Genomic DNA, 19,130 nt, shown 5'->3' on the forward strand with positions numbered 1-19,130 from the left:
CTCCCGTAATTATTGCGCTTGCTGTTCATCCTGAACGTTGCCTGCGGCAAACTCAACCCTTTCATTTTCGGGGAGTTGTCCCAGCCAGCCAAACTGTGACAGCGCCTGCATCCAGACCTCGTCCAGCCCCGCGCGAATAGTCAGCGGTTCGCCGGTAAACGGGTGCGTCAGGCTTAGCTCGCTGGCGTGCAGCATCAGTCGGTTACAGCCAAAGTGCTCTGCCGCGCTGCGGTTCTGCCGCAGATCGCCATGCTTGCTGTCGCCGATAATTGGGTGGCGCAGATGTGCAAGGTGGCGGCGAAGCTGGTGCTTGCGCCCGGTTTTGGGCAAAAGCTCAACCAGACTGTATCGCGTAGTGGGAAATTTGCTGGTCGCCACCGGCAGTTCTGTGGTCGCCATACCGCGATAGTCGGTCACCGCAGGCTGCGGACCTTTATCTTCGCGGGCAAATTTATCGGCGATTTTATCCAGTTCCTCCACCAGCGGATAATCCAGCGTGGCGGAATCCGTCAGCCAGCCGCGCACAATGGCGTGGTAGCGCTTCTGGATCTGGTGCTGTTCAAACTGCTGCGACAGCAGGCGCCCGGCCTCACTGGAAAGCCCCATCAGCAGAACGCCAGAAGTTGGCCGATCCAGACGGTGGGCAGTAAAGACGTGCTGACCGATTTGGTCGCGCACGGTTTGCATAACAACCACTTTCTCATCGCGATCGAGCCAGCTTCGGTGTACCAGCCAGCCGGACGGTTTATTCACCGCCACCAGCCACTCATCCTGATACAGGATCTCAAGCGTCATGCATCGTCACCGGCGAAAAGCGTATCCAGCTTTTCCAGCTCAACCAACATAACGTCGCGCGCCGGGTGAGTCGCCTCCAGCGCCATTTCGTAATAGGGAGAGACGGCAAACGCCTGGGGCAACGCGTGTCCCCCTTCCAGCAGCGCGTGCATGCGCGGAATTAATACCCACTGGAGCCATTCAAATGGAGACAGCGTATCCAGACAAAACGGCTGGGTGCTGGCGAACGCGTCTGGCTGCGGCGCACTTTCCTGCCACAGCTGATGCTGGCGCATAAGGGCTTCGATGGCGTGCAACTGCGCACGAACGCTATCGTGATGCGTCATAGTAACCTCAACTGAAAAACGGAATGGCGCGAAGCATAGCATTGCGGAAGACAGAAATAAAAAAAGGGAGCACTGTAAAAACAGTGCTCCCGGTTCGTTTCGCAGCATTCCAGCTACAATACGTGCTCCCTGCTCATCCGTGACAACTTTTCCTGATGCCCGAAGGCCTGGTCATCCCTTTACCTTTTGCTTCCTGCTCACATCATCCTGACGTGTAGGTTTCGTCCTGAAACGTCCTGGCCATCCTGACCCACCGACCATCCTGACCGGCTCACGTTCTCCTTCCTGGAGGTGTCCCTTACGCATCCTGCGTGATCCACTTTGCTTCATCCTGAAGCCTTCCTGCGGCGTCGTCCTGACGTGTTCCTGGTGAGAAACGCCATCATCCTGATGTTCGTTTCTCGCGTCGGCATCCTGTCGACACAGATAGAATCCGCTATTCTGCCTCGTCTTACAACCCACCCTGTGAGCAAGGTAAGCCTGGCGAAACGGGGATAATCGTTTCAGGAAATCGCTAACCTGTTGAAAGGGAAGTTAATATTAATCTGAAATCTCTAAGACAATGCTAATTGTTTCGGCGATGTCTCACAGTGCGTGTAAGAGATCTCTCACACGTCCAGTAGCATCATGGATTACAGAAGCGGCTCAAGTCGGGTAAGAAAATCCGCAAGAGAAGGCGCGAGAACGTCGCGATTGCGGGTGCCGAGCGTCTCTTTAATGACCTCGCCAGACAGGTTGCAGACTGAAATGACGTCCAGTTCACTGTCGAGCGTCGCAATAAAGAGAGTCGGGGAGAGCTTAAGGCGTTTTTGCGTGACCAGGTGACCAATGAGGTTTTCCTGAACGCGTTGAAGATCGTCTTCGCTCCAGGTTTGCAGCAGCGTCAGCGGCTGTCCTGCAAAACATGCAGTCATATCCCCGGCAAACTGCGTGGTATAAATTGCATGAAGCGCAGGTTGTATCACAATGTCCATTGCGCGTTCAACCGCATTTACATTCTGCTCGCCCGTGAACGGTTTCGGTTGCCAGATAACGTAATCATCCTGCGAAGCGATAATGCACGGTGACGGCACGCCATATAAGTCAGTACTTTGCGGCCACGTCCCCCGCTTTTCATGCCAGGCATCGCAATAGCGGGTCGTGAAGGACGTCAGGGCATTTGCAGTTTCGATATCCACCGATTTCTCTCTTCTTGTAAGACAGGATAAACTCAGCCCCTAAGTGTACCTGTAAAGTGGCTATGAAACATGTCTTACGAAAATCATCAGGCGTTAACGGGCTTAACGCTGGGTAAATCGACCGATTACCGCGACACCTACGACGCAAGCCTGCTTCAGGGTGTGCCGCGCAGTCTGAACCGCGATCCGCTTGGCCTTCATGCCGACGCGCTGCCGTTCGTCGGCGGCGACATCTGGACGCTGTACGAACTCTCCTGGCTGAATGCGCGCGGTCTGCCGCAGGTGGCCGTGGGCCATGTCGAGCTGGATTACGCCAGCGTAAACCTGGTCGAATCCAAGAGCTTTAAGCTCTATCTCAACAGCTTTAACCAGACCAAATTTAACAGCTGGGACGAGGTACAACAGACGCTTGAACGTGATTTAAGCGCGTGCGCGCAGGGGAACGTAACCGTCTCGTTATACCGTCTGCATGAGCTGGAAGGTCAGCCCATCGCCCATTTCCACGGCACCTGCATCGACGATCAGGACATTGATGTGGAGAGCTACGATTTTAGCACCGACTATCTGGAAAACGCGGCGGGCGGAAAAGTGGTCGACGAAACGCTGGTAAGCCATCTGCTGAAATCCAACTGCCTTATCACCCATCAGCCGGACTGGGGCTCGGTACAGATCCAGTATCGCGGCCCGCAGATTGACCGGGAAAAGCTGCTTCGTTACCTGGTGTCATTCCGTCATCACAACGAATTTCACGAGCAGTGCGTGGAACGCATCTTCAATGACATCCAGCGTTTCTGCCAGCCCGAAAAGCTGAGCGTTTATGCCCGCTATACCCGTCGCGGAGGCCTGGACATTAACCCATGGCGCACCAATACCGATTTTGTGCCTGCCACCGGACGGCTGGTGCGCCAGTAAGATAAATATTTTCACAATATGCGGGCGGTATTCCGCCCGAAGTGTTGTGAAACGTCATAAGCCAGGGCTATTGTAATCAACAGGGAAAGACGATAATCGTCCCATAAGGAGCTCACTTGATTACACATATTAGCCCGCTTGGCTCTATGGATATGTTGTCGCAACTGGAAGTGGACATGCTTAAACGCACCGCCAGTAGCGACCTGTATCAACTGTTTCGTAACTGTTCACTTGCTGTACTGAACTCCGGAAGCCTGACCGACAACAGTAAAGAGCTGCTGTCCCGCTTCGAAAGTTTTGATATCAATGTGCTGCGCCGCGAGCGCGGGGTGAAGCTGGAAGTGATCAACCCGCCGGAAGAGGCGTTTGTCGATGGGCGTATTATTCGCTCACTTCAGGCCAACCTTTTTGCCGTGCTGCGCGACATCCTGTTTGTTAACGGACAGATCAGCAACGCCGGTCGTTTCCAGCATCTCGATCTGGAAAGCTCCGTTCATATCACCAACCTGGTTTTCTCCATTCTGCGTAACGCCCGCGCCCTGCACGTTGGCGAAGCGCCGAACATGGTCGTCTGCTGGGGTGGTCACTCTATTAACGAAACCGAATACCTGTACGCCCGCCGCGTGGGTAATCAGCTCGGCCTGCGCGAGCTGAACATCTGTACCGGCTGCGGTCCTGGCGCGATGGAAGCGCCGATGAAAGGCGCGGCAGTAGGACACGCGCAGCAACGCTATAAAGAAGGCCGTTTTATCGGCATGACCGAGCCGTCGATCATCGCCGCTGAGCCGCCTAACCCGCTGGTTAACGAACTGATTATTATGCCTGATATCGAAAAACGTCTTGAGGCGTTTGTCCGTATCGCGCACGGCATTATCATCTTCCCGGGCGGCGTAGGTACGGCGGAAGAGCTGCTTTATCTGCTCGGGATCCTGATGAACCCGGCCAACAAAAATCAGGTTCTGCCGCTGATCCTGACCGGCCCGAAAGAGAGCGCCGACTATTTCCGCGTGCTGGACGAGTTTATCGTGCATACGCTGGGGGAAGACGCGCGCCGTCACTACCGCATTATTATTGACGATGCCGCAGAAGTGGCCCGTCAGATGAAAAAAGCGATGCCGCTGGTGAAAGAGAACCGTCGTGATACCGGGGATGCCTACAGCTTTAACTGGTCCATCCGTATCGCACCGGATCTCCAGATCCCCTTCGAGCCGTCGCATGAGAACATGGCGAACCTCAAACTCTATCCGGATCAGCCGGTGGAGGTACTGGCAGCTGACCTGCGTCGCGCCTTCTCTGGCATCGTGGCGGGGAACGTGAAGGAGGTGGGGATCCGCGCGATTGAGGAGTTCGGGCCGTATAAAATCCACGGTGACCCGGAGATGATGCGCCGCATGGATGACATGCTGCAGGGCTTTGTGGCTCAGCACCGCATGAAACTTCCGGGTTCTGCCTATATTCCCTGTTACGAAATCATCAAATAAAGCGTCCTTTCCCTCCTCTCAAGCCGGATTGTCATCCGGCTTTTTTATTAGTGATGTAATTCATAGCGATCTTCAATGTTATTAACAAATCTGGCGCCCGCGCAAACGATTACCTCGTTTTTGAAACCGTAAATAATCAGCCTTAATCGAAATTACCTGCCAGAAAATCCTAAAATCCTATTTCTTTACAGCGAAAGACACCTATCTCGCGGGTCAGCCTTTTCGAAAACATGTCGTTAATGGTAGCCTTCGCGCCCGTAAATCCTCTTTGATGTTTTTTTAACAGATAAATGGTCTAAATATGCCCACATCATAAGTGGATTATTGCATTTGGGATCGCGATCACTGATAGATTCATAACGAGAATGTATCTTTCCGCCCGCCAATAGTTACGGGCAAAAATTATTAAAAAACCGTCACTGAACGAATTTCATATTACCGTCAGGCACTTTTTCATCGGATTTGACTAAAAACCTGACAATTTGCTTCCTCCAGGAGATACAGATGGAAACCACTCAAACCAGCACCGTTGCTTCGATTGAATCCCGAAGCGGTTGGCGCAAAACGGATACCATGTGGATGCTTGGCCTGTACGGCACGGCAATCGGCGCTGGTGTACTGTTCCTTCCTATCAACGCAGGTGTCGGCGGTCTGATCCCGCTGATCATCATGGCCATCATCGCCTTTCCGATGACCTTCTTTGCACACCGCGGCCTGACCCGCTTCGTGCTGTCCGGTAAAAACCCGGGCGAAGACATTACTGAAGTCGTTGAAGAACACTTCGGCGTCGGCGCAGGTAAGCTGATTACCCTGCTCTACTTCTTCGCGATTTACCCGATTCTGCTGGTGTATAGCGTTGCTATCACCAACACCGTTGAAAGCTTCATGATGCACCAGCTGCAGATGACCCCGCCGCCGCGTGCGATCCTGTCCCTGATCCTGATCGTCGGTATGATGACCATCGTGCGCTTTGGCGAGCAGATGATTGTCAAAGCGATGAGCGTGCTGGTATTCCCGTTTGTTGCAGCCCTGATGGTGCTGGCGCTGTACCTGATCCCACAGTGGAACGGCGCTGCGCTGGAAACTCTGTCTCTGAGCAGCGCATCCGCAACCGGTAACGGCCTGCTACTGACCCTGTGGCTGGCGATCCCGGTAATGGTGTTCTCCTTCAACCACTCGCCAATCATCTCCTCCTTCGCGGTGGCGAAGCGTGAAGAGTACGGCAATGGTGCAGAGAAGAAGTGCTCCAGCATCCTGGCTCGCGCACACATCATGATGGTACTGACAGTTATGTTCTTCGTGTTCAGCTGCGTGCTGAGCCTTTCCCCGGCGGATCTGGCGGCGGCGAAAGAGCAGAACATCTCTATTCTGTCCTACCTGGCAAACCACTTTAACGCACCGCTGATTGCGTGGATGGCACCGATCATCGCGATTATCGCCATCACCAAATCCTTCCTGGGCCACTACCTGGGCGCACGTGAAGGCTTCAACGGTATGGTGATTAAATCTCTGCGCGGTAAAGGCAAGAGCATTGAAATCAACCGTCTGAACAAAATCACCGCGCTGTTCATGCTGGTGACCACCTGGGCGGTAGCCACCCTGAACCCAAGCATTCTGGGCATGATTGAAACCCTGGGCGGCCCGATTATCGCGATGATTCTGTTCCTGATGCCGATGTACGCGATTCAGAAAGTGCCAGCGATGCGTAAATACAGCGGCCATATCAGCAACGTGTTCGTTGTTGTGATGGGTCTGATTGCCATCTCCGCTATTTTCTACTCGCTGTTCAGCTAATACCTCCTGCGCCGTCTTCGGATGGCGCACTCCTCCCCTCTGACTGAAGCAATGGACGCATCATGATTAGCGTATTCGATATCTTCAAAATCGGTATTGGTCCTTCCAGCTCTCACACCGTCGGACCAATGAAAGCCGGTAAACAATTCACGGATGACTTGATTGCACGCGGCATTTTGCACGACATCACCCGCGTGGTTGTCGATGTATACGGTTCCCTTTCCCTGACCGGTAAAGGCCACCATACCGATATTGCCATTATCATGGGGCTGGCGGGTAACCTGCCGGATACCGTTGATATTGACTCCATTCCTGGCTTTATCCAGGACGTGAACACCCATGGTCGTTTGCTGCTGGCCAACGGCGAGCACGAAGTTGAATTTCCGGTTGACCACTGCATGAATTTCCATGCGGATAACCTGTCGCTGCACGAAAACGGCATGCGCATTACCGCGCTGGTCGGCGATAAAGCGGTTTACAGCCAGACGTATTACTCCATCGGCGGCGGGTTTATCGTCGACGAAGACCATTTTGGTCAAACCAACGGCTCCGCCGTTGAGGTGCCGTACCCGTACAAAAACGCGGCCGATTTACAGCGTCACTGCCAGGAGACAGGCCTATCTCTCTCCGGCCTGATGATGAAAAATGAGCTGGCCCTGCACAGCAAAGAGGAGCTGGAACAGCACTTCGCAAACGTCTGGGAAGTGATGCGCAGCGGCATTGAGCGCGGGATCACCACCGAAGGCGTGCTGCCGGGGAAACTGCGTGTTCCACGTCGTGCGGCTGCGCTGCGCCGCATGCTGGTCAGCACCGACAAAACCACCACCGACCCGATGGCCGTTGTCGACTGGATCAACATGTTCGCGCTGGCGGTGAACGAAGAGAACGCCGCGGGTGGCCGCGTCGTCACCGCGCCAACCAACGGGGCGTGCGGCATTGTTCCGGCGGTCCTGGCGTATTACGACAAGTTTATCCGTGAAGTGAATGCAAACTCACTCGCGCGGTATATGCTGGTCGCCAGTGCGATTGGCTCACTGTACAAGATGAACGCCTCGATTTCCGGCGCGGAAGTGGGCTGTCAGGGTGAAGTGGGCGTAGCCTGCTCTATGGCGGCGGCGGGTCTGGCCGAACTGCTTGGCGCAAGTCCTGCGCAGGTTTGTATTGCGGCGGAAATCGGCATGGAACATAACCTGGGGCTGACCTGCGATCCGGTCGGCGGACAGGTCCAGGTGCCATGCATCGAGCGTAACGCCATCGCCTCTGTGAAAGCGGTGAACGCGGCCCGTATGGCGCTGCGCCGCACCAGCGAACCGCGCGTGTGTCTCGACAAGGTTATCGAAACCATGTACGAAACCGGTAAAGATATGAACGCCAAATACCGCGAAACCTCCCGCGGTGGCCTGGCGATGAAGATCGTTACCTGCGATTAAGCCTCTCAGGAAGCCTCGTTTTGCGAGGCTTCTTCCTGTTTTCCCCACCATTCATAGTTTCATGCTGCGCTCAGTGTTACCCTTCCCCCATTAGACAGAAGGGAGATTATCTGTGGCCGTTCATTTGCTTATCGTCGATGCACTTAACCTGATTCGCCGTATTCACGCGGTACAGGGCACCCCCTGCAAGGACACCTGTTTACACGCGCTGGAGCAGCTCATTCGCCATAGCGAACCCACCCACGCTGTTGCCGTATTCGACGATGAAGCACGCAATACCGGCTGGCGGCACCAGCGCCTGCCGGACTACAAAGCCGGGCGTGCGCCGATGCCGGACGATCTGCACGCCGAAATGCCCGTTATACGCGCGGCCTTTGAACAGCGCGGCGTTCCGTGCTGGGGCGCACACGGTAATGAGGCTGACGATTTAGCCGCAACGCTGGCGGTTAAAGTCGCGAGCGCCGGGCATCAGGCGACTATCGTTTCAACCGACAAAGGCTACTGCCAGCTGCTCTCTCCAACGGTCCGCATCCGCGACTACTTCCAGAAACGCTGGCTGGACGCGCCATTTATTGCCAGCGAGTTTGGCGTATCGCCTGAGCAATTGCCGGATTACTGGGGGCTGGCGGGGATCAGCAGCTCCAGAGTGCCGGGTGTCGCCGGTATTGGACCCAAAAGTGCCGCACAGCTGCTGACGGAGTTTCAGAATCTGGAAGGGATTTACGCAAGGCTTGAGGAAGTGCCGGAAAAATGGCGCAAGAAGCTGGAGGCGAATAAAGAGATGGCGTTTATCTGCCGGGAAATCGCAACGCTACAGACGGATTTACAGCTGGACGGGAATTTACAGCAGTTAAGGTTAGAACGTTAAAACAACTACACGATTTTGTAGGCCCGGTAAGCGCAGCGCCACCGGGCGTTACAAACGTTATCGCTCGTCGCGACGCCCACCCACGGCCGCCCACCAGCGACGGATATGCACCGTCACTTCTTCACGGTCGTGATACAGCTGACGCGCCTGGATTTCCGCGTTAATCCCGTGTTCGTCCAGTTGCTGCTGAATATAAGCCAGGTTCTGCGACACCTCTTCGTAACGCTTTTTCATCGGCAGCTTGAGGTTGAAAATCGTCTCACGACACCAGCCGTTCACCAGCCAGGAGGCCATCAGCGCCGCGACTTTCGCCGGTTTTTCTACCATGTCGCACACCATCCAGGAGATGTTGTTACGGGTAGGACGGTAGCGGAAACCATCTTCACGCAGCCAGGTGACCTGCCCGGTGTCCATCAGGCTTTGCGCCATCGGGCCGTTATCCACAGACGAAACCCACATGTTGCGTTTCACCAGCTGATAGGTCCAACCGCCCGGGCACGCGCCAAGATCGACGGCATACATGCCGTTTGCCAGACGTTCGTCCCACTCGTCCGCCGGGATAAAGACGTGGAACGCCTCTTCCAGCTTCAGGGTTGAACGGCTCGGCGCGTCTGACGGGAAGCGCAGACGCGGGATCCCCATAAAGAACGGCGAGTTATTGGTGGTATACGAGTAGCCGGTGTAGCAACATCCTGGCGCAATAAAGAAGATATGCACGACTGGACGCTTTGGCGTTTCGTAGTTTGTCAGCACACCCGCATCACGCAGTGCCGCGCGGAGCGGCACGGTAAACTTACGGCAGAACTTCATCAGCTCTTTGCTTTCATTGGTGTCAGCCACTTCCACGCGCAAATCGCCGCCCTTCTCCACCACGCCCTGCAACAGGCCAACAATCGGCGTGATGCGATCCTCCGGCGGAAGATCTTTCAGCAGTTCGCCCGCGACAAACATCTGACGGGCGAAAATCAGCGAGCTGAACGGCAGTTCGCGCGCCAGCTTGTCGGCATCATCAGGCTGATAGCATTCAAATACCACATAACCCGCGTTCTCTTTGACGCGAGCGAATCCGAAGACTTCACGCTTCGCCGCTTTATCGGTGATTTCCGCGGCGCACTCTTTCTCAAACCCCGGGCGACAATATAAAACAACCTTATTCATGAACAACGCCCTTGCGTTTCAGACGGATAGCTCCGATAAACATTAACACCCAACCCGCCAGGAAGCTGACGCCGCCGACAGGTGTAACAAACGCCCACAGGCGTAAATGCGACAGCGCCAGACAGTAGAGACTGCCGCTGAACAGTACGGTACCCAGCGCCAGAAAGACGCTGCTCCAGTAAAACCAAATGCTGATACGGCGCTGCATCGCCACCGCCAGCCCAAAAATTGCCAGCGTGTGGAACGCCTGATATTCAAGGCCGGTCTGGATCCAGCCCATCTCCACAACGCCCAAAGACTTGCTTAAGACATGCGCGCCAAACGCGCCCAGAGCTACAAAAATAAAGCCACTCACCGCGGCGAAAATCAGCATGAATCGGCTGGTCATGTTTAAGTCCTGAATTAATGCGTGCCCGGCACACAAACGTTATTGTTCATACCTGAAGCGGAATTTTTCTTGCTCGCTTGCCGCTTTCGCCAGTATCCACTGCCGGAAAGCGGCTATTTTACCCAGTTCTGCCTGACTGTCATGACAAACCAGATAAAATGCATTCTTGCTAACCAGTACATCGTTAAATGGGCAAACCAGACGGCCTGCCTCAATTTCGGACTGCGCCATGACGTTATTCGCTAATGCCACGCCCTGCCCGTGAATGGCAGCCTGTAACACCATCGCGCTGTGGCTAAAAATGGGCCCCTGCTGCACGTTTATATGATTAAGACCTAACTGGCGGGTATAAGTTTGCCAGTCGCGACGCGAGGCATCGTGCAAAAGCGTGTGTTGCGCCAGATCGGCGGGCGTTTTGAGCGCTTTCTCCCCCGTCAGCAGCAGTGGTGAACAGACCGGCAGCAGATATTCTGCGTATAATTTTTCAACACGCAAGCCCGGCCAGTTACCACGACCGTAAAAAATCGCCACATCCACATCGTCTGCAAGCTTGTCTTCCTGACGGTCCACCGCCTGGATTCGGACATCGATTCCCGGATAAGTTGAGTTAAAGCTTGAGAGTCGCGGCACCAGCCACTGAATGGCAAAACTGGGCAATAAACTCACAGTCAGGGCGCCTTTTGCGCTCCGTGCCTGAAGCTTACGGGTGGCTTCCGTCAGCTGGGAGAAAATCTCTTTAATATCCTGAAAATAGCTCTGCCCTTCTTCGGTCAACAGCAACGAACGGTTACGGCGACGGAACAGCTTAAGCCCCAGAAAATCCTCCAGAGACTTGATTTGATGACTTACTGCGGCCTGTGTCACAAAAAGCTCATCGGCTGCGCGGGTGAAGCTGAGGTGGCGTGCTGCTGCATCAAAAACACGTAATGCATTTAGGGGTGGCAATCGCTTGGACATGGTTATCTGGCTTAGATGTTAACGAAATTTAACATATAGGAAACAACGTTTAACCTATTAGTTTTTTTTATCTGAGCCATTATAATTTGTCCGTTGAGGAACTACCAGCAAATACCTATAGTGGCGGCACTTCCTGAGCCGGAACGAAAAGCTTTTTTTGGAATGCGTGTTCTGAAGGGCTTTTGGCTTACGGTTGTGATGTTGTGTTGTTGTGTTTGCAATTGGTCTGCGATTCAGACCACGGTAGCAACGCTACCAATTTTTCACTTCCTGTACATTTACCCTGTCTGTCCATAGTGATTAATGTAGCACCGCCAACTTGCGGTGCTTTTTTTTCGCTTATCTAACTGTTAATGCTCGATTTCCTTCATCTCTTTCACGTCACTGCGATTGATCTGCTGTTTGTTCCCGTTAGCATCTTTATATGAAATCATCCCGGTATCATTATCGGTTGTCGGTTTCCCTTCAGAGACGATAGATCGACCATCGTTGGTATGCATTACGTAGTTATTTCCAGAACATGCGCTCAGGGCAAAGGTCAACGCACAGGCAGAAATGATTGCAGCTGTCTTTTTCATGATTATTCTCCTTTAGCAATTAATGCTATTCAAACCTCGATTTATAACAGGCTAAAACATCCGCCTAACACTATTTAGCATAACCTGCTTTTTCAGACTCGCCAGGATAAGCAGACAAATCTGATAGATATCAACTTCCTTGCCCTGCCGATGAATTTGCGCGACGATCGTAGAATCGATATGAGGAATTCCATGAACGCTTTCAGTCCTGCGCAGTTTCGCGCACAATTTCCTGCGCTGGCCGATGCCGGCATTTATCTTGATAGCGCCGCCACGGCCCTTAAGCCGCAAGCGGTGATTGAGGCAACCCGCCAGTTTTACAGCCTGAGCGCCGGGAACGTGCATCGCAGCCAGTATGCCGACGCGCAGCGCTTAACGGCGCAATACGAAGCCGCACGGGATAAGGTCGCGCGCCTGATCAATGCTGACAGCGGTAAGAACATCGTCTGGACTCGGGGCACTACCGAGGCCATTAACATGGTGGCGCAATGTTACGCGCGTCCGCTGTTGCAGCCCGGGGATGAGATCATCGTCAGCGAGGCGGAACACCACGCCAACCTGGTGCCCTGGCTGATGGTGGCCGAACAAACCGGGGCACGGGTTGTAAAACTCCCGTTGGGTACAGACTTCCTGCCTGACGTGGCGCGTCTGCCTGAGCTGATTACGCCGCGCAGCCGTATTCTGGCGCTGGGGCAGATGTCCAACGTCACCGGCGGCTGTCCGGATCTGGCGCGCGCCATTGAGATTGCCCATGCCAGCGGCGTGGTGGTAATGGTCGACGGTGCGCAGGGTGTGGTGCATTTTCCGGCTAACGTTCAGGCGCTGGATATCGACTTCTATGCCTTCTCAGGGCATAAATTGTACGGGCCAACCGGTATCGGCGCGCTGTACGGCAAACCTGAACTGCTGGCCCGGATGACGCCGTGGCTCGGCGGCGGCAAGATGATTACCGAAGTCACCTTCGACAGTTTCAAAACGCAGGATGTGCCTTACCGCCTGGAAGCCGGTACGCCGAACGTGGCAGGGGTTATCGGTCTGAGCGCAGCGCTCGAATTTCTCGCAGATACGGACGTGGCTCAGGCTGAAAGCTGGAGCCGGGGCCTGGCGACGCTGGCAGAAGAAGAGCTTAAGAAACGCCCCGGGTTTCGCTCGTTCCGCGTCCAGGACTCCAGCCTGCTCGCCTTTGATTTTGCGGGCGTACACCATAGCGACATGGTGACGCTGCTTGCCGGATACGGCATTGCCCTGCGCGCAGGACAGCACTGCGCACAGCCGCTGCTGGCGGCCATGGGGGTGAGCGGTACCCTGCGCGCCTCGTTTGCACCGTACAACACAAAAAGTGACGTCGACGCGCTGGTTTCCGCCGTCGACCGCGCCCTGGAATTACTGGTGGATTAATGACAAGTTCAGCCTTAGCCGGGCATCCGTTCGGCACCGTTATCACTGAAGAGACGTTAAAACAGACCTTCGTCCCGCTCACGCAGTGGGAAGATAAATATCGTCAGTTGATCCTGCTGGGCAAACAGTTGCCCACGCTGTCAGACGAACTGAAATCGCAGGCGAAGGAGATAGCTGGCTGCGAGAACCGCGTCTGGCTTGGGTTTAGCATATCCGGTGAGAAACTGCATTTCTTCGGCGACAGCGAGGGACGCATTGTTCGCGGTCTGCTGGCGGTGCTGTTGACCGCAATCGAAGGGAAAAGCGCCGCAGAGCTGCTGGCGCATTCTCCGCTGGCGCTGTTTGATGAGCTGGGACTTCGCACGCAGCTTAGCGCCTCGCGCGGTCAGGGACTGATTGCGCTAAACGACGCGGTGCTGGATGCCGCCCGTCAGGCTCAGGCCTGACGTTCCGCCTTCGCCATCATCTTCTTCAGGGCGTGAGAGACCGCCACAAAGCCGAAGGAGGCGGTCACCATGGTGGCCGCTCCAAACCCTGAGGCACAATCCATCCGCTTTGGCCCTTCCGCTGTGCTTTTCATTGCACAGACCGAACCATCCGCCTGCGGATAAACCAGCGCTTCTGTCGAGAACACACAGTCCACACCCAGCTTGCCTTTACTGTTCTTCACCACGTTGAAGTCGCTTTTTAAGCGCTCGCGCAGCTTAGCAGCCAGTGGATCCTGAATGGTTTTCGCCAGATCTGCCACCTGGATCTGCGTCGGATCAATTTGTCCACCCGCGCCGCCCGTTGTCACCAGCGGCACCTTGTAACGACGACAGTAAGCGATCAGCGCCGCTTTTGGCCGCACGCTGTCGATGGCGTCAATCACATAGCTGTAGCCTTTGCTCATGTACTCCGCGACGTTATCTGCCGTCACAAAGTCGTCAATCACCGTTACGCGGCACTCCGGGTTGATGAGACGAATACGCTCCGCCATCACCTCGGACTTCGCCAGACCGACGTTATCACGCAGGGCGTGGATCTGACGGTTAGTGTTAGTGACGCAGACGTCATCCATATCAATCAACGTAATTGCGCCAATGCCGGTTCTCGCCAGCGCTTCTGCCGCCCACGAACCCACGCCACCAATGCCCACCACGCAGACATGCGCATCCGCGAACAGTTGCAGGGCTTTTTCACCGTATAACCGTGCCGTGCCGCCGAAACGCTGGCGCCAGGCATCGCTGATTACCACAGACATAAAACCTCAGATGTAAAAAGGGTGAGGTATTCCTCACCCTGAACCGTAATCCGTCTTGCGCTCAGAATACCACACTCAGCCGCTAAATACGTTCCCGGTACCCGGCGCTGTCTTCAGCACCCACACGCGCCCGTAGTGGTTATACCAGCCTGCACGATGCCCTGCATCCGGGCCGATGCCCTGGTAAATATCGAAGTGCTGACCTTTAATCGCCCCGCCCACGTCCAGCGCCACCATCAGGCGTAATTCATACTTGCCGTTGAATTTGCCGTTGTTGTCGAGGAGAGGAACTTCCGCCAGCAGCGTGGTACCCGCCGGGATAATCGAACGATCCGATGCCACAGAAGCGCGGCCAATCAGCGGGACGGCGCTCGCCCCTTTCACCGGCGCAAAGTTCTGCGGTTTGAAGAAGACAAACGATGGATTCTGCTCAAGCAGCTCACGCACTTCCGCTTCGCTGTGTTTTTCGCCCCACTCGCGGATCGCCTGCATCGACATATCTTCTCGTTTCACTTCACCACGGTCGATGAGCACCTTACCGATGCTGCGATAGGCATGGCCGTTTTTCCCGGCATAGCTAAAGAAGTTCAGCGGCGAGCCGTCGCCAAAATCAATATAGCCGCTGCCCTGCACGTCCATGATGAAGTTATCCATCAGCGAGTTGCTGTAGGCCAGCACGTAATTTTCGCTAAGCGCACCGGCATAGATTTCAGCGCGGGACGGGAGACGACCGCGTTTTGGCGGCATGCGGTAAATCGGATACTGGAATTCGCCCTGACGCGTGTGTCGTGCCTGGACAACCGGGGTGTAGTAGCCGGTAAACTGAACGTTACCGTAGTTATCCGCCCCTTCCATCTGCCACGCGTCAATACCAAACTGGCGCATATTGCGCGTATCACCGCCAGCACGCAGCCAGTCCTGCACTGCACTATAAACGTTGTTCTGTGAGCCATACAGGCGTGGCGACGCTTTGCGGATCTGGTATACCTGCTCGGAGAAATCCCCGGCATTGATTGGAGCACCCACGGCATCTGGCTGGTTAACTAAAGAGAAAGGCTGGGATAACTTCCCGTCTTTATACTGTTGACCGCGATCGGTCGGTTTGGAAGAGCAGGCCGCAAGAATCGCTACCATTGCGCCTGTCATCAGATACTTCACCCAACGTCCTTTCATTATATCTCGTCTTTTAGTTGCCCAATTCCGCGTGATGAAGATAACAAACCCACCGTGGTAATGAAATGCGATCGCCTTCCCTTTGGCAAATTCTGGACAAAAAATAGTCCAAAGTGGCTATTCCCGTTCATTTTGCATACAAAATAATGAATTATGCGAAAAAGGGGTTGCATCACAAACCTATCCGAGTATAGTGCGCTTCCACGGACGCGGGGTGGAGCAGCCTGGTAGCTCGTCGGGCTCATAACCCGAAGGTCGTCGGTTCAAATCCGGCCCCCGCAACCAATTAAAATTTGATGAAGTATCTTCTACGACTGTAGAAAGACGGACGCGGGGTGGAGCAGCCTGGTAGCTCGTCGGGCTCATAACCCGAAGGTCGTCGGTTCAAATCCGGCCCCCGCAACCAATTAAAATTTGATGAAGTATCTTCTACGACTGTAGAAAGACGGACGCGGGGTGGAGCAGCCTGGTAGCTCGTCGGGCTCATAACCCGAAGGTCGTCGGTTCAAATCCGGCCCCCGCAACCAACACTTCTTAAAACAATAAACACCCTTAAGGGTGTTTTTTTGTATCTGCCGTTTGTGAAAGTGCCGGGCGAGATACCCGGCGTAATACCCTATCCCCGCCGCGCCAGCGTTTCCCCGTCTGAGAAATAGGCCCGAATACCCGCCAGAATCGACTCCGCCACTTCCTGCTGGAATTTAGCCGTCTTGAGCTTGCGTTCCTCTTGCACGTTACTGATAAACGCGGTTTCGACCAGAATGGACGGAATATCTGGCGCTTTCAGTACTGCAAATCCGGCCTGCTCGACGCTGTTTTTGTGCAGCTTGTTGACCCGGCCCAGTTTGCCCAGCACCGCTTTACCAAACTTCAGACTGTCGGTAATGGTCAGCGACTGCACCATATCAAACAGCGTATGGTCGACGTAACGATCCCCGCTTTTACTCACGCCACCGATTAAATCCGAGGCGTTCTGCGTGTCCGCCAGGTATCTCGCGGCGGTACTGGTCGCCCCTTTCGTTGACAGGGCAAACACCGACGATCCGCTCGGCTGGCGGCTGGTGAAGGCGTCCGCATGAATAGAGACAAACAGATCCGCGCGCTGCTTCTGCGCTTTCGCCACGCGGACCTTCAGCGGGATAAAGACATCTTCGTTGCGCGTCATGTAGGCGCGCATATTGCCCTCTTTGTCGATTAACGCCTTCAGACGACGGGCAATTTGCAGCACCACATCTTTTTCACGGGTGTGATATTTCCCAACGGCGCCGGAATCTTCTCCGCCGTGGCCAGGATCGAGCATGATCACAATCGGACGATCGCGCCCCGCCCTGCCCGGCTTAGGACCACTTTGCGCAGGTGGGACCTGCCGCTGGAGATCGCCTTTGTTGTAATCTTCAAGTAACGCCAGGAGCGGATCCTGAATATCCGTTGCATTCGCCGGATAGAGATCCATTACCAGGCGCTCCTTAAAGGCAGCAACAGGCGCAAGGGCAAAGAGCTGCGGTTTCACGTTCTGCTTCAGCTCAAACACCATGCGCACGGTTTGCGGATCGAACTGCCCGACGCGCGCCGATTTGATAAAAGGATCGTCGCCACGGATCTGCGCCGCCATGCCTTTAAGCACGGAGTTGAGATTCACACCTTCGAGATCAACCACCACACGTTCAGGATTGCTGAGGGCAAATTGTTTGTATTTCAGCACGCGGTTGGACTCGACCGTCACGCGCGTATAGGTCGACGACGGCCAGACGCGCACCGCGACTACCTGGCTTGTGGCGGCAAGACCCACCTGGCTGACGCTAAGCAACCACATCGCCCCGGCCCCTTTTAACAGGCGGCGGCGGCTTATTGCTGAATTGGATCCCGACATGCTTCTCCCGAGCAAGAAATCTGATTGATGAACAAAACGCCCAAATTGACCGAAAACTTTAACGAATGACGCATAAACTGTCATCTATAAAAGGGTAAACAATCATACGTTAACGCACGGATTACTTATTATTTTCTGTGTGTCGCAGAAAATTTTGGCTTGCACACGCGGCCACAATCGAATAAAAATACATAAATAACGAATAAACATTCATTAAGGGTTGTGTCATGGTTAAGGAACGCAGAACCGAACTGGTCCAGGGATTCCGCCATTCTGTTCCCTATATCAACACCCATCGGGGGAAAACCTTTGTCATCATGCTTGGCGGCGAAGCCATTGAGCATGAGAACTTTTCCAGTATCGTCAATGATATCGGCCTGCTGCACAGCCTCGGCATCCGTCTGGTGGTGGTGTATGGCGCACGTCCGCAAATCGAAGCCAACCTGGCCGCCCATCACCATGAGCCGATCTACCACAAACATACCCGCGTGACGGATGCGAAAACCCTCGAACTGGTCAAACAGGCGGCGGGTCTGTTGCAGCTCGATATCACCGCCCGCCTGTCGATGAGCCTGAGTAATACGCCGCTGCAGGGCGCGCACATCAACGTGGTGAGCGGCAACTTTATCATCGCTCAGCCGCTCGGCGTGGACGATGGCGTGGATTACTGCCACAGCGGCCGCATCCGGCGCATTGATGAAGAAGCCATTCACCGCCAGTTAGACAATGGCGCGATCGTCCTGATGGGACCCGTTGCCGTTTCCGTAACGGGTGAAAGTTTTAATCTGACCTCAGAAGAGATTGCCACCCAGCTGGCCATCAAGCTGAAAGCGGAAAAAATGATCGGCTTTTGCTCCTCACAGGGTGTCGTGAACGATGAGGGCGTGATTGTGCCAGAACTTTTTCCGAATGAAGCCCAGGCGCGCGTCGAAGCGCTGGAAGCACAAGGCGATTACTATTCCGGTACCGTGCGTTTTCTGCGCGGCGCCGTCAAAGCGTGCCGCAGCGGGGTACGCCGCAGCCACCTGATCAGCTATCAGGAAGACGGCGCGCTGTTGCAGGAACTGTTCTCCCGGGACGGGATCGGTACGCAGATCGTAATGGAGAGCGCCGAGCAGATCCGCCGTGCCACCATCAATGACATCGGCGGCATTCTGGAGCTGATCCGTCCGCTGGAACAACAGGGCATTCTGGTTCGCCGCTCCCGCGAGCAGCTGGAGATGGAGATCGACAAGTTCACCATCATCCAGCGAGATAACCTGACCATTGCCTGTGCGGCGCTTTATCCGTTCCCGGAAGAGCAGATTGGCGAAATGGCGTGCGTTGCCGTGCACCCGGATTACCGTAGCTCCTCGCGGGGGGAACTGCTGCTTGAACGCGTGGCGGCACAGGCGCGCCAGATGGGTCTGAGCAAGCTGTTCGTGCTCACCACGCGCAGCATTCACTGGTTCCAGGAGCGCGGCTTCACGCCGGTGGATATTGATTCTCTGCCGGAAAGTAAGAAAGAGATGTACAACTACCAGCGCCGCTCGAAGGTGTTAATGGCGGACCTGGGATAACAATCACCCTCTCCTGTCGGAG

Annotated in this window: 19 protein-coding genes and 3 tRNA genes; 12 read left to right on the forward strand and 10 right to left on the reverse strand. The window is 54.9% G+C overall.

What is annotated here, in order from left to right:
* Positions 1 to 9: 9 nt before the first annotated feature.
* Complete coding sequence (gene truC / locus ACOT1A_RS05785; RefSeq protein ID WP_023298500.1) at positions 10 to 795, reverse strand: tRNA pseudouridine(65) synthase TruC; 786 nt, start codon at positions 793 to 795, stop codon at positions 10 to 12.
* Positions 792 to 1,121, reverse strand: a complete 330-nt coding sequence (locus ACOT1A_RS05790; protein ID WP_022649214.1) for a YqcC family protein — start codon at positions 1,119 to 1,121, stop codon at positions 792 to 794. The genes truC and ACOT1A_RS05790 overlap by 4 nt, the downstream gene beginning before the upstream one ends.
* A gap of 321 nt (positions 1,122 to 1,442) precedes the next feature.
* On the opposite strand from ACOT1A_RS05790, the gene ACOT1A_RS05795 reads away from it, so the two are divergent.
* Positions 1,443 to 1,619, forward strand: a complete 177-nt coding sequence (locus tag ACOT1A_RS05795) for a hypothetical protein (RefSeq protein WP_154816618.1) — start codon at positions 1,443 to 1,445, stop codon at positions 1,617 to 1,619.
* Positions 1,620 to 1,753: 134 nt separating this feature from the next.
* Here the strand turns inward: ACOT1A_RS05795 and syd are convergent, their stop codons facing one another.
* The gene (gene syd, locus ACOT1A_RS05800) at positions 1,754 to 2,299 is read right to left on the reverse strand and encodes a SecY-interacting protein (RefSeq protein ID WP_022649215.1); all 546 of its coding nucleotides are present in this window, start codon (positions 2,297 to 2,299) and stop codon (positions 1,754 to 1,756) included.
* Between the two features lie 69 nt (positions 2,300 to 2,368).
* Between syd and queF the strand changes: the two genes are divergently transcribed.
* The 5 genes from queF to xni all read left to right on the forward strand — a co-directional run bounded on the left by queF (position 2,369) and on the right by xni (position 8,784).
* Positions 2,369 to 3,211 (forward strand): NADPH-dependent 7-cyano-7-deazaguanine reductase QueF, encoded by an 843-nt coding sequence (gene queF / locus ACOT1A_RS05805; RefSeq protein WP_276169919.1) that lies wholly within the window; start codon positions 2,369 to 2,371, stop codon positions 3,209 to 3,211.
* Positions 3,212 to 3,327: 116 nt separating this feature from the next.
* Complete coding sequence (gene ppnN, locus ACOT1A_RS05810) at positions 3,328 to 4,692, forward strand: nucleotide 5'-monophosphate nucleosidase PpnN (protein WP_023298502.1); 1,365 nt, start codon at positions 3,328 to 3,330, stop codon at positions 4,690 to 4,692.
* A 504-nt stretch (positions 4,693 to 5,196) separates the two neighbouring features.
* Positions 5,197 to 6,486, forward strand: coding sequence for an HAAAP family serine/threonine permease (locus ACOT1A_RS05815; protein WP_022649218.1), 1,290 nt, complete (start codon positions 5,197 to 5,199; stop codon positions 6,484 to 6,486).
* Between the two features lie 62 nt (positions 6,487 to 6,548).
* Positions 6,549 to 7,916 carry an L-serine ammonia-lyase gene (locus tag ACOT1A_RS05820; RefSeq protein ID WP_022649219.1) on the forward strand — a complete coding sequence of 456 codons (1,368 nt, stop codon included), beginning with the start codon at positions 6,549 to 6,551 and terminating at the stop codon, positions 7,914 to 7,916.
* A gap of 112 nt (positions 7,917 to 8,028) precedes the next feature.
* Entirely contained in the window at positions 8,029 to 8,784 is a 756-nt protein-coding gene (gene xni / locus ACOT1A_RS05825; protein ID WP_032626021.1) for a flap endonuclease Xni, read from the forward strand.
* A 57-nt stretch (positions 8,785 to 8,841) separates the two neighbouring features.
* Here xni and rlmM read toward each other — a convergent pair whose 3' ends face one another.
* The 4 genes from rlmM to ACOT1A_RS05845 form a co-directional block, all read right to left on the reverse strand.
* Positions 8,842 to 9,942: a 23S rRNA (cytidine(2498)-2'-O)-methyltransferase RlmM gene (gene rlmM, locus ACOT1A_RS05830; RefSeq protein WP_022649221.1), complete on the reverse strand. Its 1,101-nt coding sequence runs from the start codon at positions 9,940 to 9,942 to the stop codon at positions 8,842 to 8,844.
* Positions 9,935 to 10,330 (reverse strand): DUF423 domain-containing protein, encoded by a 396-nt coding sequence (locus ACOT1A_RS05835; protein ID WP_003862756.1) that lies wholly within the window; start codon positions 10,328 to 10,330, stop codon positions 9,935 to 9,937. The genes rlmM and ACOT1A_RS05835 overlap by 8 nt, the downstream gene beginning before the upstream one ends.
* A gap of 39 nt (positions 10,331 to 10,369) precedes the next feature.
* A complete protein-coding gene (gene gcvA / locus ACOT1A_RS05840) occupies positions 10,370 to 11,287 on the reverse strand; it encodes a glycine cleavage system transcriptional regulator GcvA (protein ID WP_022649222.1) in 918 nt (305 codons plus the stop codon).
* A 350-nt stretch (positions 11,288 to 11,637) separates the two neighbouring features.
* Complete coding sequence (locus ACOT1A_RS05845; RefSeq protein WP_015571738.1) at positions 11,638 to 11,865, reverse strand: YgdI/YgdR family lipoprotein; 228 nt, start codon at positions 11,863 to 11,865, stop codon at positions 11,638 to 11,640.
* 192 nt (positions 11,866 to 12,057) lie between these two features.
* Between ACOT1A_RS05845 and csdA the strand changes: the two genes are divergently transcribed.
* Together csdA and csdE are read left to right on the forward strand one after the other, a co-directional pair.
* Complete coding sequence (gene csdA, locus ACOT1A_RS05850; RefSeq protein ID WP_276169918.1) at positions 12,058 to 13,263, forward strand: cysteine desulfurase CsdA; 1,206 nt, start codon at positions 12,058 to 12,060, stop codon at positions 13,261 to 13,263.
* Positions 13,263 to 13,709, forward strand: coding sequence for a cysteine desulfurase sulfur acceptor subunit CsdE (gene csdE, locus ACOT1A_RS05855; RefSeq protein WP_023306844.1), 447 nt, complete (start codon positions 13,263 to 13,265; stop codon positions 13,707 to 13,709). Before csdA ends, csdE begins: the two co-directional genes overlap by 1 nt.
* Here the strand turns inward: csdE and tcdA are convergent.
* On the reverse strand, positions 13,700 to 14,506 hold the full coding sequence (gene tcdA / locus ACOT1A_RS05860; protein ID WP_006811804.1) for a tRNA cyclic N6-threonylcarbamoyladenosine(37) synthase TcdA: 807 nt from the start codon (positions 14,504 to 14,506) through the stop codon (positions 13,700 to 13,702). The genes csdE and tcdA overlap by 10 nt on opposite strands.
* A 75-nt stretch (positions 14,507 to 14,581) precedes the next feature.
* The gene (gene mltA, locus ACOT1A_RS05865; protein WP_022649225.1) at positions 14,582 to 15,679 is read right to left on the reverse strand and encodes a murein transglycosylase A; all 1,098 of its coding nucleotides are present in this window, start codon (positions 15,677 to 15,679) and stop codon (positions 14,582 to 14,584) included.
* A gap of 208 nt (positions 15,680 to 15,887) precedes the next feature.
* Here mltA and ACOT1A_RS05870 point away from each other — a divergent pair.
* The 3 genes from ACOT1A_RS05870 (at position 15,888) to ACOT1A_RS05880 (ending at position 16,206) form a co-directional block, all read left to right on the forward strand.
* A tRNA-Met gene (locus tag ACOT1A_RS05870) sits at positions 15,888 to 15,964 on the forward strand.
* 44 nt (positions 15,965 to 16,008) lie between these two features.
* Positions 16,009 to 16,085: transfer RNA gene (locus tag ACOT1A_RS05875), tRNA-Met, on the forward strand.
* A 44-nt stretch (positions 16,086 to 16,129) separates the two neighbouring features.
* Positions 16,130 to 16,206 (forward strand) — tRNA-Met (locus ACOT1A_RS05880).
* 89 nt (positions 16,207 to 16,295) lie between these two features.
* Here ACOT1A_RS05880 and amiC read toward each other — a convergent pair.
* On the reverse strand, positions 16,296 to 17,549 hold the full coding sequence (amiC, locus tag ACOT1A_RS05885; RefSeq protein ID WP_022649226.1) for an N-acetylmuramoyl-L-alanine amidase AmiC: 1,254 nt from the start codon (positions 17,547 to 17,549) through the stop codon (positions 16,296 to 16,298).
* Positions 17,550 to 17,776: 227 nt separating this feature from the next.
* On the opposite strand from amiC, the gene argA reads away from it, so the two are divergent.
* On the forward strand, positions 17,777 to 19,108 hold the full coding sequence (gene argA, locus ACOT1A_RS05890; RefSeq protein WP_022649227.1) for an amino-acid N-acetyltransferase: 1,332 nt from the start codon (positions 17,777 to 17,779) through the stop codon (positions 19,106 to 19,108).
* Positions 19,109 to 19,130 lie beyond the last annotated feature (22 nt).

It is taken from the genome of Enterobacter cloacae complex sp. SYL003 (genome assembly GCF_049236925.1).
Taxonomy (GTDB): domain Bacteria; phylum Pseudomonadota; class Gammaproteobacteria; order Enterobacterales; family Enterobacteriaceae; genus Enterobacter; species Enterobacter intestinihominis.